At 69.3% G+C, this 20,911-nt stretch carries 15 protein-coding genes and 1 pseudogene; 8 read left to right on the forward strand and 8 right to left on the reverse strand.

Annotated features, from left to right (window positions below; all coding sequences use genetic code 11):
- Window positions 1-220: 220 nt before the first annotated feature.
- Window positions 221-1,366 (reverse strand): UDP-galactopyranose mutase, encoded by a 1,146-nt coding sequence (gene glf / locus ACFOES_RS20345; RefSeq protein WP_377835444.1) that lies wholly within the window; start codon window positions 1,364-1,366, stop codon window positions 221-223.
- A gap of 338 nt (window positions 1,367-1,704) precedes the next feature.
- Here glf and ACFOES_RS20350 point away from each other — a divergent pair, with 338 nt between their 5' ends.
- From ACFOES_RS20350 to ACFOES_RS20360, 3 genes and pseudogenes are all read left to right on the forward strand, one after another.
- Window positions 1,705-3,255 carry a calcium-binding protein gene (locus ACFOES_RS20350; protein WP_377835446.1) on the forward strand — a complete coding sequence of 517 codons (1,551 nt, stop codon included), beginning with the start codon at window positions 1,705-1,707 and terminating at the stop codon, window positions 3,253-3,255.
- 15 nt (window positions 3,256-3,270) lie between these two features.
- Window positions 3,271-3,903 (forward strand): annotated as a pseudogene (locus ACFOES_RS20355) (calcium-binding protein); the annotation flags it as partial.
- Window positions 3,904-3,987: 84 nt separating this feature from the next.
- Window positions 3,988-5,346, forward strand: a complete 1,359-nt coding sequence (locus tag ACFOES_RS20360) for a calcium-binding protein (protein WP_377835448.1) — start codon at window positions 3,988-3,990, stop codon at window positions 5,344-5,346.
- A gap of 3 nt (window positions 5,347-5,349) precedes the next feature.
- Here the strand turns inward: ACFOES_RS20360 and ACFOES_RS20365 are convergent, their stop codons facing one another.
- The 3 genes from ACFOES_RS20365 to ACFOES_RS20375 all read right to left on the reverse strand — a co-directional run bounded on the left by ACFOES_RS20365 (window position 5,350) and on the right by ACFOES_RS20375 (window position 10,031).
- Window positions 5,350-7,779, reverse strand: coding sequence for a M10 family metallopeptidase C-terminal domain-containing protein (locus tag ACFOES_RS20365; protein WP_377835450.1), 2,430 nt, complete (start codon window positions 7,777-7,779; stop codon window positions 5,350-5,352).
- Window positions 7,780-7,987: 208 nt separating this feature from the next.
- Window positions 7,988-8,641: an ABC transporter ATP-binding protein gene (locus ACFOES_RS20370; protein ID WP_377835452.1), complete on the reverse strand. Its 654-nt coding sequence runs from the start codon at window positions 8,639-8,641 to the stop codon at window positions 7,988-7,990.
- Between the two features lie 22 nt (window positions 8,642-8,663).
- The gene (locus ACFOES_RS20375; protein WP_377835454.1) at window positions 8,664-10,031 is read right to left on the reverse strand and encodes a sugar transporter; all 1,368 of its coding nucleotides are present in this window, start codon (window positions 10,029-10,031) and stop codon (window positions 8,664-8,666) included.
- A 159-nt stretch (window positions 10,032-10,190) separates the two neighbouring features.
- On the opposite strand from ACFOES_RS20375, the gene ACFOES_RS20380 reads away from it, so the two are divergent.
- Window positions 10,191-10,982, forward strand: coding sequence for an ABC transporter permease (locus ACFOES_RS20380; protein WP_377835456.1), 792 nt, complete (start codon window positions 10,191-10,193; stop codon window positions 10,980-10,982).
- An 18-nt stretch (window positions 10,983-11,000) separates the two neighbouring features.
- On the opposite strand, the gene ACFOES_RS20385 is transcribed toward ACFOES_RS20380, so the two are convergent.
- Both ACFOES_RS20385 and ACFOES_RS20390 read right to left on the reverse strand, forming a co-directional pair.
- Window positions 11,001-11,996, reverse strand: a complete 996-nt coding sequence (locus ACFOES_RS20385) for a glycosyltransferase (protein ID WP_377835458.1) — start codon at window positions 11,994-11,996, stop codon at window positions 11,001-11,003.
- A 147-nt stretch (window positions 11,997-12,143) separates the two neighbouring features.
- Complete coding sequence (locus tag ACFOES_RS20390; protein WP_377835460.1) at window positions 12,144-13,208, reverse strand: DUF2793 domain-containing protein; 1,065 nt, start codon at window positions 13,206-13,208, stop codon at window positions 12,144-12,146.
- Window positions 13,209-13,469: 261 nt separating this feature from the next.
- Between ACFOES_RS20390 and ACFOES_RS20395 the strand changes: the two genes are divergently transcribed.
- Together ACFOES_RS20395 and ACFOES_RS20400 are read left to right on the forward strand one after the other, a co-directional pair.
- Window positions 13,470-14,837, forward strand: coding sequence for a DUF1800 domain-containing protein (locus tag ACFOES_RS20395; RefSeq protein WP_377835462.1), 1,368 nt, complete (start codon window positions 13,470-13,472; stop codon window positions 14,835-14,837).
- A 10-nt stretch (window positions 14,838-14,847) separates the two neighbouring features.
- Window positions 14,848-16,116 (forward strand): DUF1501 domain-containing protein, encoded by a 1,269-nt coding sequence (locus tag ACFOES_RS20400; protein ID WP_377835464.1) that lies wholly within the window; start codon window positions 14,848-14,850, stop codon window positions 16,114-16,116.
- 76 nt (window positions 16,117-16,192) lie between these two features.
- On the opposite strand, the gene ACFOES_RS20405 is transcribed toward ACFOES_RS20400, so the two are convergent.
- Window positions 16,193-16,870, reverse strand: coding sequence for a DnaA N-terminal domain-containing protein (locus ACFOES_RS20405; protein ID WP_377835466.1), 678 nt, complete (start codon window positions 16,868-16,870; stop codon window positions 16,193-16,195).
- A 485-nt stretch (window positions 16,871-17,355) separates the two neighbouring features.
- On the opposite strand from ACFOES_RS20405, the gene ACFOES_RS20410 reads away from it, so the two are divergent.
- Both ACFOES_RS20410 and ACFOES_RS20415 read left to right on the forward strand, forming a co-directional pair.
- Window positions 17,356-18,651, forward strand: a complete 1,296-nt coding sequence (locus ACFOES_RS20410) for an AAA family ATPase (protein ID WP_377835468.1) — start codon at window positions 17,356-17,358, stop codon at window positions 18,649-18,651.
- 10 nt (window positions 18,652-18,661) lie between these two features.
- A complete protein-coding gene (locus tag ACFOES_RS20415; RefSeq protein WP_377835470.1) occupies window positions 18,662-19,792 on the forward strand; it encodes a ParB/RepB/Spo0J family partition protein in 1,131 nt (376 codons plus the stop codon).
- Window positions 19,793-19,810: 18 nt separating this feature from the next.
- Here the strand turns inward: ACFOES_RS20415 and ACFOES_RS20420 are convergent, their stop codons facing one another.
- A complete protein-coding gene (locus ACFOES_RS20420) occupies window positions 19,811-20,866 on the reverse strand; it encodes a tyrosine-type recombinase/integrase (protein ID WP_377835472.1) in 1,056 nt (351 codons plus the stop codon).
- Window positions 20,867-20,911: the final 45 nt, after the last annotated feature.

Here is a 20,911-nt window from a genome sequence, read left to right on the forward strand (position 1 = left end):
CCGCGTTCCCAATCCCGCGACAGGGAAAACTGCCTTCGTCACTCGCATATTCAACGTCATCCCCCGGGTCCTTAGGTCGCCAAACGGAAAATTTGCCTTGAAAAACGGAAACTTTCTTTGAGGCCCATTTTCTGCGCGATCCGCGCATCCGGGTCAACAGCAGCCACCGCATTTTGAACCCGGGCCGCGAAATCGGCTGGAATCGGCCGAGGCCGGGCCGCTACAGCGGCGATTTGACGAAAGCCGGCATCGCGTCCCCCGCCGCCGCGCTGGCGCGGAAGGCGGCCGCGGCGTCCAGCGCCTCGCGGATCGTCACGTCCATGTCGAGATAGCGATAGGTCCCCAGCCGGCCGACGAAGGTGACCCCGGCGGTCTCTTCCGCCAGCGCCACGTAATCGGCCAGCAGCGCCTTCTCGGCCACCAGCCGGATCGGGTAATAGGGGATGTCGTCCGGCCCGGCCGCGCGGCTGTATTCGCGGTAGCAGACGGTGCCCTCGTGGCTCTCCCAGGGGGCGAAATGCTTGTGCTCGGTGATCCGCGTATAGGGCACGTCGCGGTCGCCGTAGTTCATCACCGCGCAGCCCTGGTAATCGCCCTGGTCGGTGAAGCGTTCGAAATCGAGCGTCCGGTATCCCAGCCGGCCGAGCCGGTAGTCGAAATAGCCGTCCAGCGGCCCGGAATAGAAGACGTGGTCGTAGCCCGCGCCCTGTTCGGCGCTGAACCGGGTGTCGAGCCTCACCTCGATCGCCGGGTGGTCGAGGATCGCCGCGATCATCTCGGTATAGCCGGTCTCGGGCATGCCCTGGAAGCGGTGGAAGAAGTAGTTGTCGTCGTAGTTGAAGCGCACCGGCAGCCGCTTGAGGATGCTGGCCGGAAGCTCGGTCGGGCTGCATCCCCATTGCTTCTCGGTATAGCCCTTGAAGAAGGCGGCGTAGAGATCGGGGCCGACGAAGCGCAGCGCCTGTTCCTCGAAGGTCTGCGGATCGGCGATCGAGCTGTCGGCCTGCTCTTCGAGGAATTCGCGCGCCTCGGCCGGGCGCAGCGTCTTGCCGTAGAACTGGTTGATCGTGTGCAGGTTCACCGGCAGCGAGTAGACGGCACCCTGGCTGGTCGTCTTGACCCGGTTCTTGTAGGGCCGGAAGGTCTGGTAACGGTTGACGTAGTCCCAGACCTCCTCGTCGTCGGTATGGAAGATGTGCGGCCCGTAGACATGGACCAGGACGCCGGTCTCGGGGTCGCGCTCGGTATAGCAGTTGCCGCCGATATGCGGCCGGCTGTCGACGATGGTGATGTCGTGGCCCGCCTCGGCCAGGTCACGGCCGATCACGGCCCCGGACAGGCCCGCTCCCACCAGAAGAATCTTCACAATAAAATGCCTCTTCTCTACCCGACCGACCCCGCCTCGCGCGGCCCGCGCACGGCCGCGCACGGCTGTCCACGGCTGTCCCGGTCTCGTCCCGGTATAACCCCGATCGGGGCCCGCGCGTCAAGCCGGACACCCTGTCGCGGCCGGCGGGCCCGTGCCGGCGGGGCCGCGCCGGCGGTCGGAATTCAACCACCACTTGACCTGCGTCATGGCGCCGGATCACGCGACGGTTACTCTATTGTGAGGTTTCTTGACGAGTCGATCTCGCCCCGGGCAACGAAGGACCTTCGGCACCGGAGTTGACTTATCGGCCCGATATTTTCGAAGGGGATTTCAAAATGCTCGACCTTCATGTCAGTACCGAACTCTTCCGTCTGGTGTCTTCGGGCGCCTTCTCGGATTTGGAAAACCTCTCGACCGACCTGCAAACGGAGCTGGGGGCCCTGAGCGGGCTGACAGTCCTGAACACGACGCCGGTCGTGACGGCGACGTCGATCACCTATAGCGACGCCAGCGGCTCGCTGGTCATCCTGGGCAGCGGCTTCGCCGTCGACAGCAACGGAGACATCATTTCCGGCGCGATCTCGGATCTCACGCTCACCGTGGGCGGCCAGGTCCTGGTCGATGCCAACTTCTCGACATCGCAGATCGCGCTGACCGCCGGCAGCTACGGCGCGACGCTCGACGGCACCTTCCCGACCGACATGGTTCAGTTGTTCTCGGTCGCGGGCGCCATTCTCACGGTGGCCTTCGGCGGCACCCTGTCGCCCGACGTGGTCACCTCGCTGGCGCCCTATTCGCTGACCGGGGCGACGCTGACCGATGGCGGCACCACGCTGGCGACGCTCGACATCTCGAGCAGCCAGATCCTGCTCGACGCCTCGGGCTACGAGCTGGTGCTTGACGGCACCTTCCCGAGCGATCTGGGCAGCGGCGCGACGATCCTTGCCGCCCTGTTCACCGCCTTCAATGGCGGCTCGTTCGACATCGCCGATTACGCCGGGCTCGACATCACCAATGCCAGCCTCACCGACCCGAGCGGGTTCGAACTGGCCACCGTCAGCGGTGACTTCACCGTGGTCGACGGCGAGCTGGTCAACTCGCTGATCGCCACCGGCACCGCCGGCGACGATGTCTTCCCGGGCACCGACTTCCGCGACATCGTCCACGGGCTGGCCGGCAACGACACGCTGAGCGGCGGCCTGAACGATGACACGCTCTACGGCGACGGCGGCGCCGACCTGCTGAACGGCGGCGGCGGCAATGACGTCGTCGACGGCGGCGACGGCCGCGACAAGGCCTATCTGGGCGCCGGCAACGACCTGTTCGAGGATAACGCCCAGACCGGCGTTCTGGGGCAGGACACCGTTTTCGCCGGCGACGGCAATGACACGATCCAGGGCGGCGGCGGCAACGACGTCTTCTATGGCGGCACCGGCAACGACGAGATCCTCGGCCGCGACGGCAACGACGCCATCTTCGGCGGCGGTGGCAGCGACACGCTGCAGGGCGGCCTGGGCGACGACACGGTCGACGGCGGCGACGGGCCCGACAAGGCCTTCCTCGGCGCCGGCAACGACCTGTTCGTCGACAACGCCCAGGGCGGCCCGCTGGGCAGCGACACGGTCTGGGCCGGCGCCGGCAACGACACGATCCAGGGTGGCGCCGGCGCCGATGTCTTCCACGGCGATGTCGGGGCCGACCTGGTCAACGGCGGCGGCGGCAACGACGAGCTCTTCGGCGGTGGCGGCGCGGACACGCTGAACGGCGGCCTGGGCAATGACACGGTCACCGGCGGCGATGGCCCCGACCAGGCCTTCCTGGGCGGCGGCGACGACCTGTTCATCGACAACACCCAGGCCGGCCCGCTGGGCAATGACACGGTCTGAGCCGGCGCCGGCAACGACACGCTCCAGGGCGGCGGCGGCAATGACGACCTGCGCGGCATGACCGGGGCCGACGTGATCAACGGCCGCCTCGGCGCCGACAAGATCTTCGGCGGCGGTGGCAACGACAAGATCGACGCCGGGTCCGGCAACGACACCGTCGATGGCGGGCTGGGCCGCGACCAGGTCCATCTCGGCGCTGGCGACGACCTGTATCTCGACAACAGCCAGACCGGCCCGCTCGGCAACGACACCGTCCGGGGCGAGCTTGGCAACGACGTGATCCAGGGCGGCGGCGGCGACGACAACTTCTTCGGTGGCGCCGGCAACGACACCATCAACGGCGGCGCCGGCTTCGACTACCTCAACGGCGGCGCCGGCGACGACATCCTGTTCGGCGGCGCCGATGACGACGTCTTCGTCTTCAACGGCGGCAACGACCAGGTCACCGACTTCACGCTGATGATCGACATTCTCGAGATCGACAGCGCCCTGTGGGGCGGCGCGGCCAAGACGGCGGCCGAGGTGATGACGGACTATGCCAGCACCGACGGCACCGACGCCACCTTCGATTTCGGCGGCGGCAATGTGCTGACCCTGACCGGGATCAGCGACCTGGCCACGCTGGAAGGCGACCTGTCGATCCTCTGAGGCGGATCGTCGGAACGAACTGGCAGGGGGCCGCATACCGGCGGCCCCCTGTCGCCGCAGGGCGGTGCGATCGTGGAGGGCAAGATGTCGGAAATCCGGATCGAGGGCCATCCGGTCTATCTCGTCACCGATACCGGCTATGACCATCTCTACCTCGTCTTCGTCGATGACGACGGATCGGAATACGTGCTGCGCTCCGGGCCGTCGGGGCCGCTGGGCACCGGCGTGATCCTGGTCGAGGACAGCCTGCCGATGGCCGACAGCGCCGATGCGCGGCCGGTCGAGGACCGCGACCTCTACGGCAGCCGGGTGCTCGATCTCGGCCCCCGCGACGCCGCCGACGTCTGGGACGTGATGCGCCAGCAGGCGCGGGAGATCGGCGACCGGCAAGTGCCGTTCCAGACCTTCCTGCAGAATTCCAATTCCTTCGTCGCCTCGCTGCTCCACGTCATCGGCACCGATATCGCCGATGTCCTGCCCGACCAGCCCGATGCCGACGACGACTACCCGGGGACGGACAACATCCTCGACAGCTTCGGCTTCAACCTGACCGGCACAACGGCGGGCGACATCCTTGCCGGCGGCGCCGGGAACGATACCCTGTTCGGCCAGGGCGGCAGCGACACGGTTTCGGGCGGGTCTGGCCATGACAGTGTCGATCTGGGGGCCGGCGACGATCTGTTCGACGACGATCTCTTCACCGCCGGCGACCCGGGCGACCCGCCGGGCGGGGACACGGTCTGGGCCGGGCTCGGCGCCGACACGGTCCAGGGCGGCGCCGGCGCTGACCGGCTGCACGGGCAGGAGGGGACGGACCTGCTGCGCGGCCGGCTGGGCGCCGATCGGCTCTGGGGCGGGGCCGGCGACGATACGCTGGCCGGCGGCAACGGGGCCGACACGCTCTTCGGTCGCGCCGGCGACGACGTCGTCGCCGGCGGCAACGGCCGCGACAGTATCTGTCTCGGCACCGGCGACGATCTATTCATCGACAGCCCCCAGAGCGGTCCGCTGGGCGCCGATACGGTCTGGGCCGGCTCCGGCAACGACACCCTCCAGGGCGGCGCCGGGAACGACAGCTTCCACGGCACGGCCGGGAACGACCTGATCCATGGCCGGCTGGGCGACGATCGGCTCTGGGGCGGGGCCGACAGCGACACGCTCGACGGCGGGCCCGGCGACGACCGCCTGACCGGCGGCAGCGGGGCCGATACCTTCCTGTTCAATCTCGGGGCCGACACGATCGCCGATTTCACCCCCGGCAGCGACCGGCTCGGGCTCGACAGCGCCCTCTGGGGCGGCGGCCTGACCCCGGCCGAAGTGCTGGCGCGATACGCCACCACGGACGGCAGCGGCGTCAGCCTCGATTTCGGCGACGGCGATCTGTTGATCCTGTCCGGGATCACGGATCCGGCCGTGCTAGAGCCGGATCTGTTCCTGCTCTGACCCTCACGAGAACAGGAAATCGCCGGGCGTCAGTTCGGCCGCGGTCAGCCCGTGCAGCAGCACCGACCCGTCGCCGTAATCGACCACCGCCCCGGCGGCGCTGTCATGGATCGCCAGCTCGGCATAGCTCAGTCCGGGCTCGGTAAATTCCAGGTGATCGGTGCCCGGCACGAAATCCGTCACCACGTCATGGCCGTCATGCGGCGCGAAGACGAAAGTGTCGGCCCCGGCGCCGCCGGTCAGCACGTCATGGCCCGGGCCGCCATCCAGCGTATCGGCACCGCCGCCGCCGAACAGCCGGTCGAAGCCCTTCTGCCCGTCCAGCCGGTCGTCGCCTGCCGCACCGATCAGCAGGTCGCCGCCGGCGCCGCCGGCGATCTGGTCGCTGCCGGCCCCGCCGTTGACGGTGTCGGCACCGGCCGCTCCGCCCTGCGCGCTGTCGCGATAGAGGTCGTCGCCGGCGCCGAGGAAGCTCTTGTCGGGGCCCTTGCCGCCGAAGACGGTATCGGCGCCCGGCCCGCCGAACAGCCGGTCGGCCCCGGCGTCACCGAACAGATGGTCGGCACCGCCTTGGCCGAACAGGTGATCGGCACCGGTCTGGCCGTGCAGCGCATCCTCGCCGCCGCCGCCGCGGATCGTGTCGTTGCCGCCGCCGCCCCAGACCACGTCATGCGCCAGAGCGCCTTTCTGGGTGGTGTCGGAGAACAGGTCGTCGCCAAGACCGAGGAAGGCCCGGTCGGGACCGTTGCCGCCCTGCACCGTGTCGCTGCCCGGCCCGCCGAACAGCGTATCGGCCCCGAGCCCGCCGAACAGGTGGTCGGCGCCGGAGCCGCCGGTCAGCCGGTCCGCCCCCGCCAGCCCGTGCAGCGCATCGCCGGACCCCGAACCGTTCAGCTGGTCGGCGCCGCTGTCGCCGGCCAGGCTCAGCCCGGTGCTCAGCGCCGGCCGGTCGGGACCGGCCAGGATCGCGTCCAGTACCTCGGCCCGGCTCAGCGCGCTGCGATCGGCGCTCAGCAGCACGATTTCCTGGCCGAACCAGTCCAGCACCGCGCCCTTGCCGTTGGTCTCGACCTGCAGCCGCGCCGGATCGTAGAACATCGGCAGCTGCGACAGGTCGAGCCGGTCCTCGCCGGCGGTGAAATCGGTCACCACGTCGCGGCCGCCGTCGCCGGCAAAGACGAAGGTATCGGCCCCGGCGCCGCCGGTCAGCGTGTCGCTGCCCGCGCCGCCGACCAGGATGTCGTCGCCGCCCTGCCCCACCAGCCGGTCGTCGCCGGCCCCGCCGGCCAGCAGATCCGCCCCCGCCCCGCCGGTCAGGGTATCGGCCCCGGCGCCGCCCAGCTGTTCCGCCCCCTGGTCGGCGACCGAGAAGGCGAGCTGGGTCAGCCCGGCCTCGCTTTGCGAGGCGGCCAGCACCTGGACCTCGTTGCCGACATGGGCGGCGGCCAGGGCCGAGATATCGGCCAGCGACGCCGCGTCGCTGTCAGCCAGCGTATCGAGGCACATCAGCTTGCCGCCCGGCAGCAGCGTGAACAGGCTGATCCCGTCATCGCCGCCGCCGGCGACGACATAGGCACGATCGCCGACGGTGACGGCTTGCAGGCTCTGGATATGCGCGAAACGGGTGTCGAGCGTGTCGATCACGTGGTCGGTCGGCACCAGCCCGCCGCGCGCCGTCACCCGCATCACCGAGATCGAGGAACTGCCCGAGGCCCCCAGCAGCAGGTAGGCACCGTCGGGGGTCTCGGCCGTGGCCAGCGCCGTCGGCGTCGCGATGCCCAGCCCCCAGGCCGCCCCGGTCTGGCCGGCCAGCGTCATCGCAGCGCCGTCGGGGCCGACGCGATAGCTGCTGACACTCGCGCTCAGCGGGCAGGCGGTGAACAGGTAATCCTGGCCGCCATGGCTCAGCGAGGCCATCACCGGCGGCACGCCGCTGGTGCCCGGCACCGCGGCGGCGCTGCGGCAGCTGTCGGCATCCACGGTAAAGCTCGCGATCCGGCCCGCGCCGGTATCGGCCGCGAACAGCATCGCCGCGCCCTCGCCGGCCAGCGCCGTGGTCGTGGAAAACGTGGCGGCGACGCCACTCAGCGCGGTCGGCGCCAGCGCCCCGATCCGGCCGCTATCGGCGTCCAGGCTGTAGCCCGCCAGGCCCGTGCTGCCGTCGCCGCCGATCACCAGCCGGGTCTCGCCGCCGACATCCACAGGGGTCAGATCGCCCTGCCCCATCGGCAGCCCGTCCGGGAAGGGCTGGCTGTCGGCCAGATGGGCGGTCTTGCCGCCCTCCAGCTTCCAGGCCGAAATCCCGCCATCCGCCCCGCTCGAGGCATAGGCGAACAGCCCGCCATCCATGTCCACCAACGCGATGTCCCGCACCGCGTTATCGAGCGTTTCTTGCCCGCTCTCGACGACCGATCTCAGTTGCAGAACAGCCATGATATCCCCCTTGTCCATGGCTGTAAGACTGCGCTTGCGGGGTGGCGGCAGCGGGCGCCGAAACCGGGCCAAACCGGGGCCCTCGCCAACAATTCGGGATCAATTTTGGATCAATTTGGGATCAATTTTCAGCACCGCGCCGCCGGGCGGGCGCGCGGGCCGGGGGGACAGGATAGCGGAGAGGCCGGGGGGCGGGGCGCGGAGCCGATCAGGCCAGCATCGCCTGGTGGAACGAGATCGCCTCGTCGAGATCGTCGAAGAACTGCAGCCGGCCGTTCTCGAGCACGATGCCGGCATCGCAGAACTCGCGCACCTGGCTCATGTCATGGCTGACCAGGATGGCGCTCGACTGCCGCATCCGTTCGCGGAACACCGCCCGGCTCTTGCGCTTGAAACGGGCATCGCCGACGGCGGTGACCTCGTCGACGAGATAGGTGTCGAACTTGACCCCCATCGAGATGCCGAAGGCCAGCCGCGACTTCATGCCCGAGGAATAGCTGCGCACCGGCATGTAGAACTGGTCGCCGAGCTCGGCGAAATCCTCGACGAAGGCCATCAGGCTGTCGGTGTCGACACCGTAGATCCGGGCGATGAAACGGGCGTTCTGGGCCCCGGTCATCTCGCGGTGGAACGAGCCGCCGAAGCCCACCTGCCACGAGATCGTGCCGTCGCTGACGATCTTGCCGCTGTCGGGGCGCAGGTTGCCGGCGATCAGCTGCAGCAGCGTCGACTTGCCGGCGCCGTTGCGGCCCAGCAGCGCCAGCGACTTGCCGGTCGGCAGGGTGGCGCAGAGATTGTCGATGACAACCTTGCGCCGCCCATTCAAGTTGTAGCTCTTGGTCAGGTTCTCGAACCGGATCATGGCCCGTCCTTGCTCGCCTCGCTCACCGCCGGTCGCGGATCGAGTAGTATATAAGCGCCGCGATCGCCCAGATCATCATCAGGAACAGCGCGGTCAGCCCGAACAGCACGTAGCGCTGCGGGTATTCCGAGCTGTCGGGCAGGGTCGGCTGGACGTAGGAGGCCAGGTAGCGCGTATCGCGCGAGGCGTTCGAGCGGGCGACGTCATAGGCCGCCAGCGCCGCGCGATAGGTCTCCTCGGCGAATTGCAGGTCGACGTTCAGGCTTTCGTATTGCGCCATCAGCGTCGGGTAATCCTCGTTCGCGGTCGAGACCTTGTCCGAGGCGAAGTTCTTGCGCTCGGTCGCGATGCGCTGGCGGATGACGTCGATCTTGCGTTGGGCCTGGCTCAGCCGCGGATCGGTGGCGCTGGCGGTGTCGCGCAGCAGGTCGTAGTTGATCAGCGCCGCGGCAAGCTGTTGCTGGAGATTGTTCAACACTCCCATCTGGCCCTGGATATCGGCGCTGGGATCGACGATCTGGGTCCGGGTGCGGAACGTGGTCATCGCCTCGCGGGCGCTCTTCAGCCGCTTGACCGCCTCGTCCAGGTCCTGCCGCGCATAGGTCAGCGCGTCATGCCGGGCCGTGATGTTGAGGTTGTTGATCATCGCCTGGCTCTCGACGACGATCTCGTGGGCGATCTTCTGCGCCGCCTCGGGCGTGAAGGCCAGCACCGTCAGGTCGATCAGCCCGGTCGACTTGTCGTAGGAAATCCGCACCATGCGCTGCCAGTACCACAGCAGCTGCTCGTTGTTGGACGAGGGCCAGAGCGAGAACAGCGGGTCGGACGGCCAATGCTGCGAGTAGAGCTTGCGCAGGTCCAGCTTCTTGTCGATGTTCTCGACGATCTGCGGGCTCTGGATGTACTCGTAGAGAATGTCGGAATCCGAGCCGCCGCCGCCGCCGATGCCGGTGAACTGGGCCAGCCCGCCGATCAGGCTGGCGGTGGAGGAGCTGTTATCCTCCTTGCGCACGGTGAAGCCGACATCCGAGGCGTATTGGTCCGAGCTCAGCGCCCAGAGATAGACGCCGGTCGCCGCCAGCGGTAGCAGGACCGCCAGCACGAAGCTCAGCATCAGGCCCCAGTGGCGCCGCTTCATCTTGGCCGGTTCCGACAGCGGCCGGATCTGGACCACCGGTGCCGGCTTGGCGCCGCCCGGCCCCTGCTTGCCGCCCGGCCGGGCGCCCGGTTTCATCTTCTGGTTGGGCCCGTTCTGGTTGGGTCCGCCGCCCGGCTTGCCCGCTCCGGGCACCGAGCGCGGCCCGGGCCGGGCGCCGGCCGGCCGCCCCTGCCCCGCCGCCGCGCCGTTTTCCGCGGGGGTGTCTTCCGTGGACTCCGAGCGGTCCGGCATCGCTGTCTCTCTGACTTTCTGGGCCAAAACGTGTCCCCGAGCGGAATAACGAACTGAATTGTGCTTTCAACTCCGTTTCTACATAATCGCAATCGCGAATACCAGCTTGGCGGAGCCGCCCCCTTGTCGACAGTCGATTCCTCCTCCGGTCCTGCACCGGTGAAGTTCCCGAAACAGGTGCAGACCCGCAGCTTCGCCACCGGCCGCGTCGTGCTCGCCCTGATCCTGCGCGAGATGTCGACGCGCTACGGCCGCTCGCCCGGGGGCTACATCTGGGCCGTCCTCGAACCGCTCGGCGCCATCATGATGATGAGCTTCGCCTTCTCGCTGATGCTGCGCTCGCCGGCGCTCGGCAACAGCTTCATCCTGTTCTACGCCTCCGGCTTCCTGCCCTTCACGCTCTACAATTCCAACGCGAGCAAGGTGGCCGGCGCGCTGACCTTCTCCAAGCCGCTGCTGGCCTATCCCAGCGTCACCTGGATGGATTCGGTGCTGGCCCGGTTCCTGCTCAACACGCTGACGACGGCGGTCGTGGCCTATCTCCTGCTGACCTCGATCCTGATCCTGACCAACAGCAAGTCGGTGCTCGACGTCGCGCCGATCGTCGTCGCCATGGCACTCGCCGCGCTGCTCGGACTGGGGATCGGGACGCTGAACTGCGTCCTGACCGGCCTGTTCCCCACCTGGACCTCGATCTGGGGCATTATCACCCGGCCGCTGTTCATCGGCTCCGGCATCATCTTCAACTACGAGGACATGCCGCGAAACCTGCAGGACGTGCTGTGGTATAACCCGCTGGTCCATATCGTCGATTACATGCGCACCGGCATCTATCCCAGCTTCCATGCCGAGCACTTCTCGCTGCCCTACGTGATGGCCTGGATCCTGATCCCCTTCGCCCTCGGGCTGGTGCTGCTGCAGCGCCACCACAAGGACATCATCAGCGACTAGGGCAGGCCCCGGGGCGGCTCAGCGCGCGCTCGACCGGCGGGCCAGCGCCTTGACCTCGTCATGGCTCAGATCGGTGCGGTCGCGCACCGCGTCGCGGATCGCCCGCCGCAGCAGCCGCATATAGGCCCGGCGATCGGCGCCGTGATAGCGCCGCGCCGCCAGCAGCCACTTGGTCGTCACCACCGGCAGCAGCGCCCAGAACAGCGGCCCGGCCGCCTTGCGGTACATCATCAGCCCGTTGCGATAGGTGTAATAGACCTTCCACAGCGGCCGGAACACGCGGAATTGATCGTTCTCGAAGGTCTCGCAGGCATGTTCGAACCGCACCCGCGGCTCGAAATCGATGAAAAAACCGGCACGCCGCAGCCGCAGGGTGTAGATCACGTCGTCGCCGTAGAGGAACAGCCGCCCCTCGGGCAGGCCGACCTCGCGAATCATCCGCCGCGACAGGAACAGCCCGACGAAGGAGGTCAGGTCGATCGGCAGCGGTTTGTCGCCGTCATAGGCCTCGTAGGGAATATGGTAACCGTCGCGCCCGTGCCGCAGCCCGCGCAGGAAGGCGCGCGGATGCCAGAACGGGTTAATCGAGGGCCGGTTCATCTCGCAGACCCGGCCGTCGGGAAAATGCACCGCCGCCGCCACCGCGGTATCGTCGCCCGGCTTCAGGGCATGGAACGCGGCCAGCGCGCCGGGCGCCGGCCGGGCGTCGTCGTCCATGACCACGATCCAGTCGGGATCGAAACGCGCGACCGCCTCCCTCAGCCCGCGCTCGAAGCCGCCGGCGCCGCCCAGATTGCTGCGGTTGCGCAGCACCGTGACCCGCGGATCGTCTTGGGAAGCCAGGAAGGCCGGCGTCTCGTCGGCCGAGGCGTTGTCGACTACCACCACCGCGCCCAGCTGTTCCGCCGGCGCCTGCAGCAGCCGCGCCAGGGTGACGCGCAGCTTGTCCAGCCGTTCATGGGTAACCACGACCGCCACCAGGCTGCCAGCCCCCTGCCCCTGTCGTGCGTCCAAGCCGCTCCCCTCGTCCTGCCCGGCCGGGCCTTTCTGCCCGATCATTCGTACACGCACAGGTCACAGTTCCGTGCGCTTGTCAAACCTCCGGCCCGGAAACGCGGCGAAACCGGCAGGTTTCGTGCCATATTCCGCTTGGCCGGACCGTCAGCCGGTGCGGACCGTCAGCGTGCCGCCGACCAGATCGGTCACGCCCGAGGCGATCTCCGACACCGTCAGCGCGGCGTGGTTGTCCAGGCGGCGGATCCGGGCGTGGCTCTGGCCCGTCGCGGCGTGCCACAGGAACGGCCCCGCCGCGCTCAGCCCCTGCAACTCGACCGCCGCATAGGCCTCCGCCGCCGCGGCGAAGGGCAGCGTCACCGCCACCGCGTCGCCGGCGACAAGGCCGCTGGTGTCGAGCCCGGCAAGGGTGCCGAAGAACAGCACCGCCAGCGCCCCGACGCGGACATAGCTAACGCTTGCAGGCGCCAGCGGGACGGAATTGCCGCTCATGTCGATCAGCGCCGGGCTATAGCTGCCCTGCTCGTAGAGGCTCAGCCGATGCGCCGCATCACCGCCACCCAGTTGCAGCCCCGCGCCCGGCAGCAGCGCCCCGTCGCTGCCGCGCAGGGTCAGCGCGGTGGTCCAGCCGCTGCCGTCGGCGCTGACCTTGACGCTCAGGTCGTCCGCCCCCGCCAGGCCGATCTCGGCCCGGCCCGACCAGTCGCTCTGGAACAGCAGGCTGGCGGTGTCGGCGCTGGCGGCCTTGTTCAGCACCATGCGGTGATCGCTGCCCTCGTGGCTGAACAGGCTGGCCGGGGCCGAGACCGCCAGCCGGTTGCTGGCGTCGGCGGTGGTGTTGATGCCGAGGTGATCGAGATTGTCGGCCGCCGGCGGCGGCAGCAGCCAGGCGCTGCCCGACCAGATCCGCAGCTCGGCCTTGGCCTTGTCCCAGATCCGCCAGCCCGGCCGCGGCGCCAGGAACAGCCAGGCGCCGTCGCTCCAGGCCGCCAGCATGCCGTCCTTGCCGGCCCAGGCGTTCTGGGTCCCCTGCCCCAGCGCGTAAGCGGCGCCGTCGGCCGGCAGCGCCGGCGGCACCAGCGCCCCGACCTCCTCGACCGCCGCCTGCACCAGCAGGTCGAGCCGCTGCAGCGCCGCGTTGTGGGTGACGTGTTTCTGCGCCTGGGCGGGCTGCAGATAGGGCAGGGAAAGGTTGGGCGAAGTGTCGGACATCGGCGCCTCCGGAACGGTCTGACGGGAACGGATGGCCCCGGAGTCTCGGAACCGGTGCTGAAGAAAACGTCAAGCCGGCGCGCGGCGGGGTGGCAAGGCGCGACCGCGGCCCGCGCCGTCCTCCGCCATGCGCAAATTTCCGCGACAGCCGCGCAAGGCGCTATGCCGGCTTTCCCCGCTCGTGCTAGCGTGGTGGCGGGAGTTGAGGACGGGCGCCGGATTTCGCAGGCGCGCCCGGTTCTGGAAAAGGACCCCACAGACATGATCAGGCAATCGACGATCGCGGCGATCCGGTTCGGTTACGGGCTGTCTCCGACGCAACCGGCCCCGCAAGGGGCCGAGGATATCCTGCAGGCCCTGGCCGGCCCGGACGTCGCCGCTGGCCAATACCCCGTCGGCGGCACCCGGACATGGTTCGCCCTCGCCCGCGGCTACCGCGAGGCCAGCAAGGCGGCGCGCGCCAACGAAGCGGGCGGCAAGGAGGCGCAGGACCGGGCCCGCAACGACATGGTCCAGTCCTACCGCTCCGGCATGGTCGCCCAGCTCCAGCGCGCGGTGCAGTCGGCCGACGGTTTCCGCGAACGGCTGCAGGCCTTCTGGGTCGACCATTTCACCGTCACCGCCAAGCGCGGCTTCGACCTGACGGCCCCCAACGCCTTCGCCGAGGACGCGATCCGGCCGCACCTGACCGGCAGTTTCGCCCAGATGCTGCGCGCCGCCACCACCCACCCGGCGATGCTGGCCTATCTCGACCAGAGCCATTCGATCGGGCCGGATTCGCGCGCCGCCAAGCGCCGCAAGGTCGGGCTGAACGAGAATCTCGGCCGCGAGCTGCTCGAGCTGCATACCGTCGGCGTCTCCTCCGCCTATACCCAGCACGACGTGCGCCAGATGGCCAAGCTGCTCACCGGCCTCGGCTTCAACTACAGGACCGGCTTCGTTTTCCATCCCGCCTGGGCCGAACCCGGGGCCGAACTGGTGCTGGGCAAGCGCTATGGCGGCGAAGAGCCGGCCCGGCTCAAGGACATCTACGCCGCGCTCGACGACATCGCGGTCAAGCCGGCGACGGCGCAGCATATCGCCCACAAGCTGGCGGTGCATTTCGTCTCTGACACACCCGATCCGGCCCTCGTCGCCCATGTCGCCGACGCGTTCCAGCGATCGCAGGGCGACCTGCCGACGGTCTATGCCGCGCTGCTCGAACATCCCGCCGCCTGGACGCCGCAGTTCACCAAGGCGCGCCAGCCCTGGGACTACATCGCCGCCGCGCTGCGGGCGCTGGGAACCCCGCCCGACCAGCTCGCCGGCCTGTCCACCAAGAAGATCGGCTTCACCCTGCTCGGACCGATGCGGCTGATGGGCCAGCGTTTCCAGAGACCCTCGGGGCCGAACGGCTGGCCCGAAGACGCGGCGGCCTGGATCACGCCGCAGGGCCTGGCCTCGCGCATCCACTGGGCGATGACGGTGCGCCGGGTCCATGGCGCGGCCCTGCCCGACCCGCGCAGCTTCGTCCATACCGCGCTGGCCGACGCCGCCGACGACACCCTGCTGACCGCCGCCCGCCGGGCCGAAAGCCGGCGCGAGGGCGTCGGCCTGATCCTGGCCTCCGCCACCTTCAACCGCCGCTAGGGGACCCGAGATGACCACCTCTTCCGCCCGCCCCGTTCTCGACCGGCCGCTCTCGCGCCGGCTGTTCCTGCGCGGCAGCGCCCTGATCGGCTGTTCCGCCGCCGCTTTCCCGTGGATGACCTCGGTCACCCTCGCCGCCGCCCCGTTCGACGAGCGCCTCGTCGTCATCATCCTGCGCGGCGCGATGGACGGGATCGACGTCGTCCGCCCGGTCGGCGACCCGAATTACGCCGGCCTGCGCAGCGCCGACATGACCGGCACTGCCGCGCCGCTGCCGCTCGACGGCTTCTACGCCCTGCACCCGGCGCTGGCCGAGCTGATGCCGATGTGGAAGGCGGGCGAACTGGCCTTCGCCCATGCCGTCTCGACCCCCTATCGCGACAAGCGCAGCCATTTCGACGGCCAGGACATCCTCGAGGCCGGCACCGGGCTCGACGTCCCCGACACGCGGATCAAGGACGGCTGGCTCAACCGGATGCTGCAGGCGGTGCCGGCGATGAGCGCCCAGACCGCCTATGCCGTCGGCCGCGACGAGATGAAGGTGATCGAGGGCAAGGCCGACGTCATGAGCTGGGCCCCCGACACGAGGCTGCAACTCAGCGAACAGAGCCGAACCCTGCTGGAAGCGGTCTATCACGACGACCCGCTGTTCCGCGATGCCAGCGCCGAGGCGATGGACATCGTCGACCGGCTGAAGGCCGAGCAAGCCGCCGATGGCGGCGGCACCGGGAGCATGACCGGCGGCATGGCGAACGGCATGATGGCCGGCAAGAAGGCCCGGCCCGGCAGCGGCGCCCAGCTTGCCGCCTTCACCGCCGCCCGCCTGCGCGAGGAGACCCGGATCGCCGCCTTCTCGATCTCGGGCTGGGACACCCACCGCGCCCAGCATGGCGTGCTGGCCAACCGGCTGACCGACCTCGCGGCGACGCTGCGCACCCTGCGCGCCGGGCTCGGCCCGGTCTGGGACAAGACCACGGTGCTGGCGATGACCGAATTCGGCCGCACCGCGCGCGAGAACGGCACCCGGGGCACCGATCACGGCACCGGCGGGGCGATGATCATGGCCGGCGGCGCGTTGCGCGGCGGCAAGGTCTACGGCACATGGCCGGGGCTGACCGAGGCCGACCTGTTCGAACGCCGCGACCTGATGCCCACCGCCGATGTGCGCAGCTATGCCGCCTGGGCGATGCGCGGGCTCTACGGTTTCGACAAGCACCTGCTCGAAACCACCGTCTTCCCCGGGCTCGACATGGGCGGCGATCCGAAAATCATTGCCTGATCCAGCCGGATTCGGCTCTTTTCGGCCCCTGCCCTGCTGGTCCGGGACCGCGCGAAAACGTCTCTAACCCTGCCGCTCAGGCCTCGACCCGGACATCGCGCAGCGACGGGTCGAGCCGTTGCACCGCCGCCACCAGCCGCGCCGCCAGGTGGGTCTGGACATAGCTGGCATGGAACCGGCTCGGCGCCAGCAGGATCAGGCAGCCATCCTCGACGCCCGCCTCCTGCAGCGGCCCGAACCAGGCGCCGTAGAGCGCCGCGTCCTCGCCATGCAGCCGTTCCTGCACCCGCGCCCACAGGGTCCCGTCCTGCACCGGCGGCGCAGCGGCGCGCAGCGGCACCACGTTGTCGGCCGGCGCCGGCGCCGCAGGCGGATCGACCCGGGCGACGAAATCCGGCCCGATATTGACCCAGGCCGGCCGCGTGTCCTCCATCATCTTCTCGAGGTCGATGCCATAGACGCTCACCCGCCCCCGCGCGCCCTGGCGCTTGAGCACCAGCCAGCCCTGGCCCTTGAGCCGCGCCATCTCGCGCTTGACGGTGCGGGTATCGACCGACCACAGCCGCGCGATCTCTTCCTGCCCCATCGCCAGTTCGTCGCGCTTCCAGTTGTAGCGGGTGGTGATCAGCGCCATCAGCCGCAGCACCCGGCGCTGGCAATGCTTGTCCTGCGACAGGGCGTAGGCCATCAAGGCGCTGAGGATGTCATATTTGCGCGCGGCGGCCTCGCGGCCCACGGGCTTGACGAGCTGCATCCCGGTCTCCTGTCCAGCGGTCCCGCCTGCCGCGGTCCGCCCCTTGCCTCGATCCTGCGGACCTTGGCGGCCCTGCTTATCGGAAAGCGCCCTGTTTCAACGCTTTTTCCTTCACTGTCGGCATTAGCGTCCAGATTTCCGATTCTGTCAAGCGGCCGGGATTTCAGCTCCTCTTCCGAACCCCATTCCTTTCGAAGAAAGAAAGGTTCTCTGGTATTGGGGGACTCTCAGGTTGTCCCGCAATAGCCCGCTTTTGTCCCCCAATATGCGGCGGGAAGCGGTGGGCTGTCCCCCAATATCTCGCCCCCCTGCCCTCTTCTGGCTCTCACCGGCGGCCGGCGACCGATTCGGGCGCGGCCCCTTGGAACCGCAGGCAATCTTCCCCGCGGGGAAGGTTCCGTCTCCATCTAACTTCACTTTTGCTTTTTTGGCAAATTCGGCGTATTTCAGTTTCAGGCAGGAATTTACGTTCTACAGGTAGAAACATGTACACCCATGAAGACCTCGCCCGGCTCCAGGGCCAATCTCTGAAGATGCAGAGCTGGATCCGGCAGCAGACCTTCTCGCCGGAAAGCACCAAGGTGCTGCGCCGCTTCTCGTCCTGGGAGGTCTCCGAGCTGATCTTCCGCATCAACCAGTCGACCTTCCGCGGCCGGCTCGCCGCCGACCCGGCCCTTCCCGGCGGGGAAGTCGAACCCGACGGCCGCCAGCGCTGGTTCAGCCTCGACGAGATCAACGAGCTGCGGCGGCGGATGAAGATCAACCGCAAGTCGCTGATGCCGCCGCGCCCGGCCGACAAGCGCGCCTTCCGCGTCGCCGTTGCCAACTTCAAGGGCGGCGCCGGCAAGTCGACCGTCGCGCTGCACCTCGCCCATGCCGCCGCGCTCGACGGCTACCGGGTGCTGGTGGTCGATTTCGACCCGCAGGCCACCCTGTCCCATTCCATGGGCCTGACCGACGTCGCCGAGGACTACACCGTCTGGGGCATCATGGCCCGTGACCTGATCCGCGAGACCGACCGGATGAACTCGGTCGCGACCGGCGCCGCCTCGGGCACCGCCCTGCCCCAGCGCAAGCTGCCGTCCTCGATCCGCGACCTCGGCCTGGCCGAGCTGCGCCACCAGGACTTCATCAAGCCGACCGCGTGGTCGACCATCGACATCATCCCGAGCTGCGCCAACGCCGCCTTCGTCGAGTTCGCCTCCGCCCAGTACCGCCACCTCAACCCGGAATGGTCCTTCTTCGCCGCCGTCTCGCGCTACCTCGACGGCCTTGCCGACGACGACTACGACCTGATCCTGTTCGACTGCCCGCCGGCGATCGGCTACCAGTCGATGAACGCGGTCTTCGCCGCCGACATGCTCTACATCCCCTCGGGCCCCGGCTACTGGGAATACGACAGTACGACCTCGTTCATCGGCCAGCTCGCCGAGGCGCTGGAGGATCTGGCGCACGGCTTCGACGGCACCTTCCCCGCGGGGAAGATCTCGCTGCCCAAGGCCTTCACCGACATCCGCTTCCTGATGACCCGCTACGAGCCCGGCAACGACCTCCACCGCGCGATGTTCCAAGCCTTCCGCAAGGTTTTCGGCGATCATGTGGCCGAGAACCCGATCGAGATGACGCGCGCCGTCGAGCAGTCCGGCCGCTTCCTCAGCTCGGTCTACGAGATCGACTATCGCGAGATGACGCGCGAGACCTGGCGCCGGGCGCGGGCGAGCTTCGACCGCGCCTATGACGACTTCAAGGCGGATGTCATCGCCGCTTGGGACAAGATCTGAGGAGGGGCCGATGGCACGCAAACGTCGCATGTTCGAGATCGAGATGCCCGAGGAGACGGCCGGGCCCGCGCCGGCCCCGGCGGAACCGGCGCCCGAAACCTTCCCCGCGGGGAAGGAGGAGCGCAGCCGCCGCGGCCCAATGGCGACCGCGATCTCCGAGACGGTCCAGTCGGCGCGCGAGCGGCAGGAGCTGGAGGCGCGGATCCGGCAGGAGAACGACGCGCTGGCGCATGAGCATGTCCGGCTCAAGAAGCTCGGGCTGGTGATGGAGCTGGTGCCGCTCGACGCGATCGAGACCTACAAGCTGACCCGCGACCGCGCCAAGGGGCCGGACCCGGAGCTGGCCGAGCTGACCGAGTCGATCCGCACCATCGGGCTGTCGAACCCGATCCGGCTGGAGACCCGGCCCGACGGCCGTTTCGAGCTGATCCAGGGCTATCGCCGTCTCGGCGCCTACCGCGCGCTGCTGGAAGAGACCGGCGACGCGGAACGCTGGGGCGCGATCCCCGCCGCCGTGGCCGAGCCGGGGGTCGAGCTGGAAGGGCTCTACCGGCTGATGGTCGACGAGAACCTGGTGCGCAAGGACATTTCTTTCGCCGAGATGGCGCAGCTGGCGCTCGACTATGCCGCCGATCCGCAGACGGCAGAGAGCGACCCCGAGAAGGTGGTGGCGCTGCTGTTCAAGTCGGCCGGCTACCAGAAGCGCAGCTACATCCGCAACTTCATCAAGCTGCTCGACCGCCTCGGCCCGCTGCTGCAGCACGCGCCGGCGATCCCGCGCGCCTTGGGGCTGGCGCTGGTGACGAAGCTCGAGGCCGAGCCGGGGCTGGTCGAGGCGATCCGGGCCGAACTGTCGGGCTGGGACAACCGGTCGGCCGGCGACGAGATCGAGGCGCTGCGCCGGGTCGCCGGGCTCGGGGCAGGGGGGGCGGAGCCCGAACCGCGCCCGGCGCCGGCGGCGCCGAAGCCGGCGGTGACCGGCAAGGCCAGGACCAGCTTCCAGATCGACCGCCGCGAGGGCCGGGCCAAATGCACTGCCGCCAATGGCCGGCTGGAGGTGCGTCTCGACCGCGATTTCTCGATGATCGACCGGCGGCGGCTGGAACAGGCGGTGCGGCAGATGCTGGATCAGCTCGACTGACCTTCCCCGCGGGGAAGGTCAGTCGAGCAGGTTCGTCGCCGGGTTCCCGGTGATCTCGACATCGTCGTAATAGCGCTGCGCCTGGGCCAGCGAGCGGTGCAGCGAGAGCCGCATCGCGGCCTGGATCGGCGCGCCGTCGAGCGCGGCCTGGGTCAGGAAGCCCGAGCGGAGGCCGTGCGGGCTGGCATGGTCGGCGGGCAGGCCGGCGAGGGTCAGCCGGCGCTTGACGATCTGCGCGACGCCGTCGGGCGAGAGCCGGCGGGGCAGGGGCCGGTCGGCGCGGCTGATCGGGCGGAACAGCGGCCCGTCCTCGATCCCGGCGGCCGCGATCCAGTCGACCAGCGCCGCGGCGGCGCGGCCCTTGAGCACCAGCTTGGGGGTCTTGCCCTTGAGCGTGGTCTTGGTCTCGACCAGCTGGAGCCAGACCAGGCGGTCGGTCTGGAAGTCGTCCAATGTGACGTCGGCCCGCATCAGCCCGGCGATCTCGGACCGGCGGCGGCCGCCGCTGGCCCAGCCCAGCATCAAGAGCGCCCGGTCGCGGCGGCCGCGCAGGGAGGCGTCGCAGCTTGCCAGCATCTGCTCCAGCACCGGGCGCGTGATCGGGTTGGCCGATTTCGGGGCAGGCGGCCGGGCGGCGGCGCGGCGTGCCTTGGCCCGGGCCTGGGCGATCCCGGGCGCCTCGAAGGGCGAGGCGAGGTTGCGCATGCGGTGGAAGGCGCGCCAGGAGGCGATGCGGCGGTCGAGCGTCGCCGGCGCCGGGCAGGCCAGCGAGCGCCGCAACCCGGCCTGGATCAGTCTCTGTGCGACCTGAACGGCGGGATCCTCGGGTTCGGCAACGGCCAGGTCGCGGGCATGGTCGAGCAGGAAGCGCAGCGCGACCGCCTCGCTTTCGGGCCAGGCCAGGGCGCTGCCGAAGGCGGCGGTTTTCCAGGCCGCGATATAGACCAGGTCGCGCTCGTAGGCGCGCAGCGTGTTGGCCGGGGTGCCGCGCCGGTAGAGATCGGTCAGCGCCGCCTCGTCGGCTTGCGAGAGGGCGGCGGGCAAGGCAGGGCGCGGGATCGCGGAGGGCTCCATGCGGGTCAGAATGGCCGGGATCGGGGCTCAGATCAAGAGACACGA

The sequence above is a fragment of the Acidimangrovimonas pyrenivorans genome (genome assembly GCF_042643245.1).
GTDB classification, from domain to species: domain Bacteria; phylum Pseudomonadota; class Alphaproteobacteria; order Rhodobacterales; family Rhodobacteraceae; genus Acidimangrovimonas; species Acidimangrovimonas pyrenivorans.

What these genes read in the sequence shown, in the direction of transcription:
- ACFOES_RS20350 (WP_377835446.1), top strand. Translation starts at nt 1,705, where the DNA reads ATGCTCGACCTTCATGTCAGTACCGAACTCTTCCGTCTGGTGTCTTCG.
- ACFOES_RS20360 (WP_377835448.1), top strand. Translation starts at nt 3,988, where the DNA reads ATGTCGGAAATCCGGATCGAGGGCCATCCGGTCTATCTCGTCACCGAT.
- ACFOES_RS20365 (WP_377835450.1), bottom strand. Translation starts at nt 7,779, where the DNA reads ATGGCTGTTCTGCAACTGAGATCGGTCGTCGAGAGCGGGCAAGAAACG.
- ACFOES_RS20370 (WP_377835452.1), bottom strand. Translation starts at nt 8,641, where the DNA reads ATGATCCGGTTCGAGAACCTGACCAAGAGCTACAACTTGAATGGGCGG.
- ACFOES_RS20375 (WP_377835454.1), bottom strand. Translation starts at nt 10,031, where the DNA reads ATGCCGGACCGCTCGGAGTCCACGGAAGACACCCCCGCGGAAAACGGC.
- ACFOES_RS20390 (WP_377835460.1), bottom strand. Translation starts at nt 13,208, where the DNA reads ATGTCCGACACTTCGCCCAACCTTTCCCTGCCCTATCTGCAGCCCGCC.
- ACFOES_RS20395 (WP_377835462.1), top strand. Translation starts at nt 13,470, where the DNA reads ATGATCAGGCAATCGACGATCGCGGCGATCCGGTTCGGTTACGGGCTG.
- ACFOES_RS20400 (WP_377835464.1), top strand. Translation starts at nt 14,848, where the DNA reads ATGACCACCTCTTCCGCCCGCCCCGTTCTCGACCGGCCGCTCTCGCGC.
- ACFOES_RS20405 (WP_377835466.1), bottom strand. Translation starts at nt 16,870, where the DNA reads ATGCAGCTCGTCAAGCCCGTGGGCCGCGAGGCCGCCGCGCGCAAATAT.
- ACFOES_RS20410 (WP_377835468.1), top strand. Translation starts at nt 17,356, where the DNA reads ATGTACACCCATGAAGACCTCGCCCGGCTCCAGGGCCAATCTCTGAAG.
- ACFOES_RS20415 (WP_377835470.1), top strand. Translation starts at nt 18,662, where the DNA reads ATGGCACGCAAACGTCGCATGTTCGAGATCGAGATGCCCGAGGAGACG.
- ACFOES_RS20420 (WP_377835472.1), bottom strand. Translation starts at nt 20,866, where the DNA reads ATGGAGCCCTCCGCGATCCCGCGCCCTGCCTTGCCCGCCGCCCTCTCG.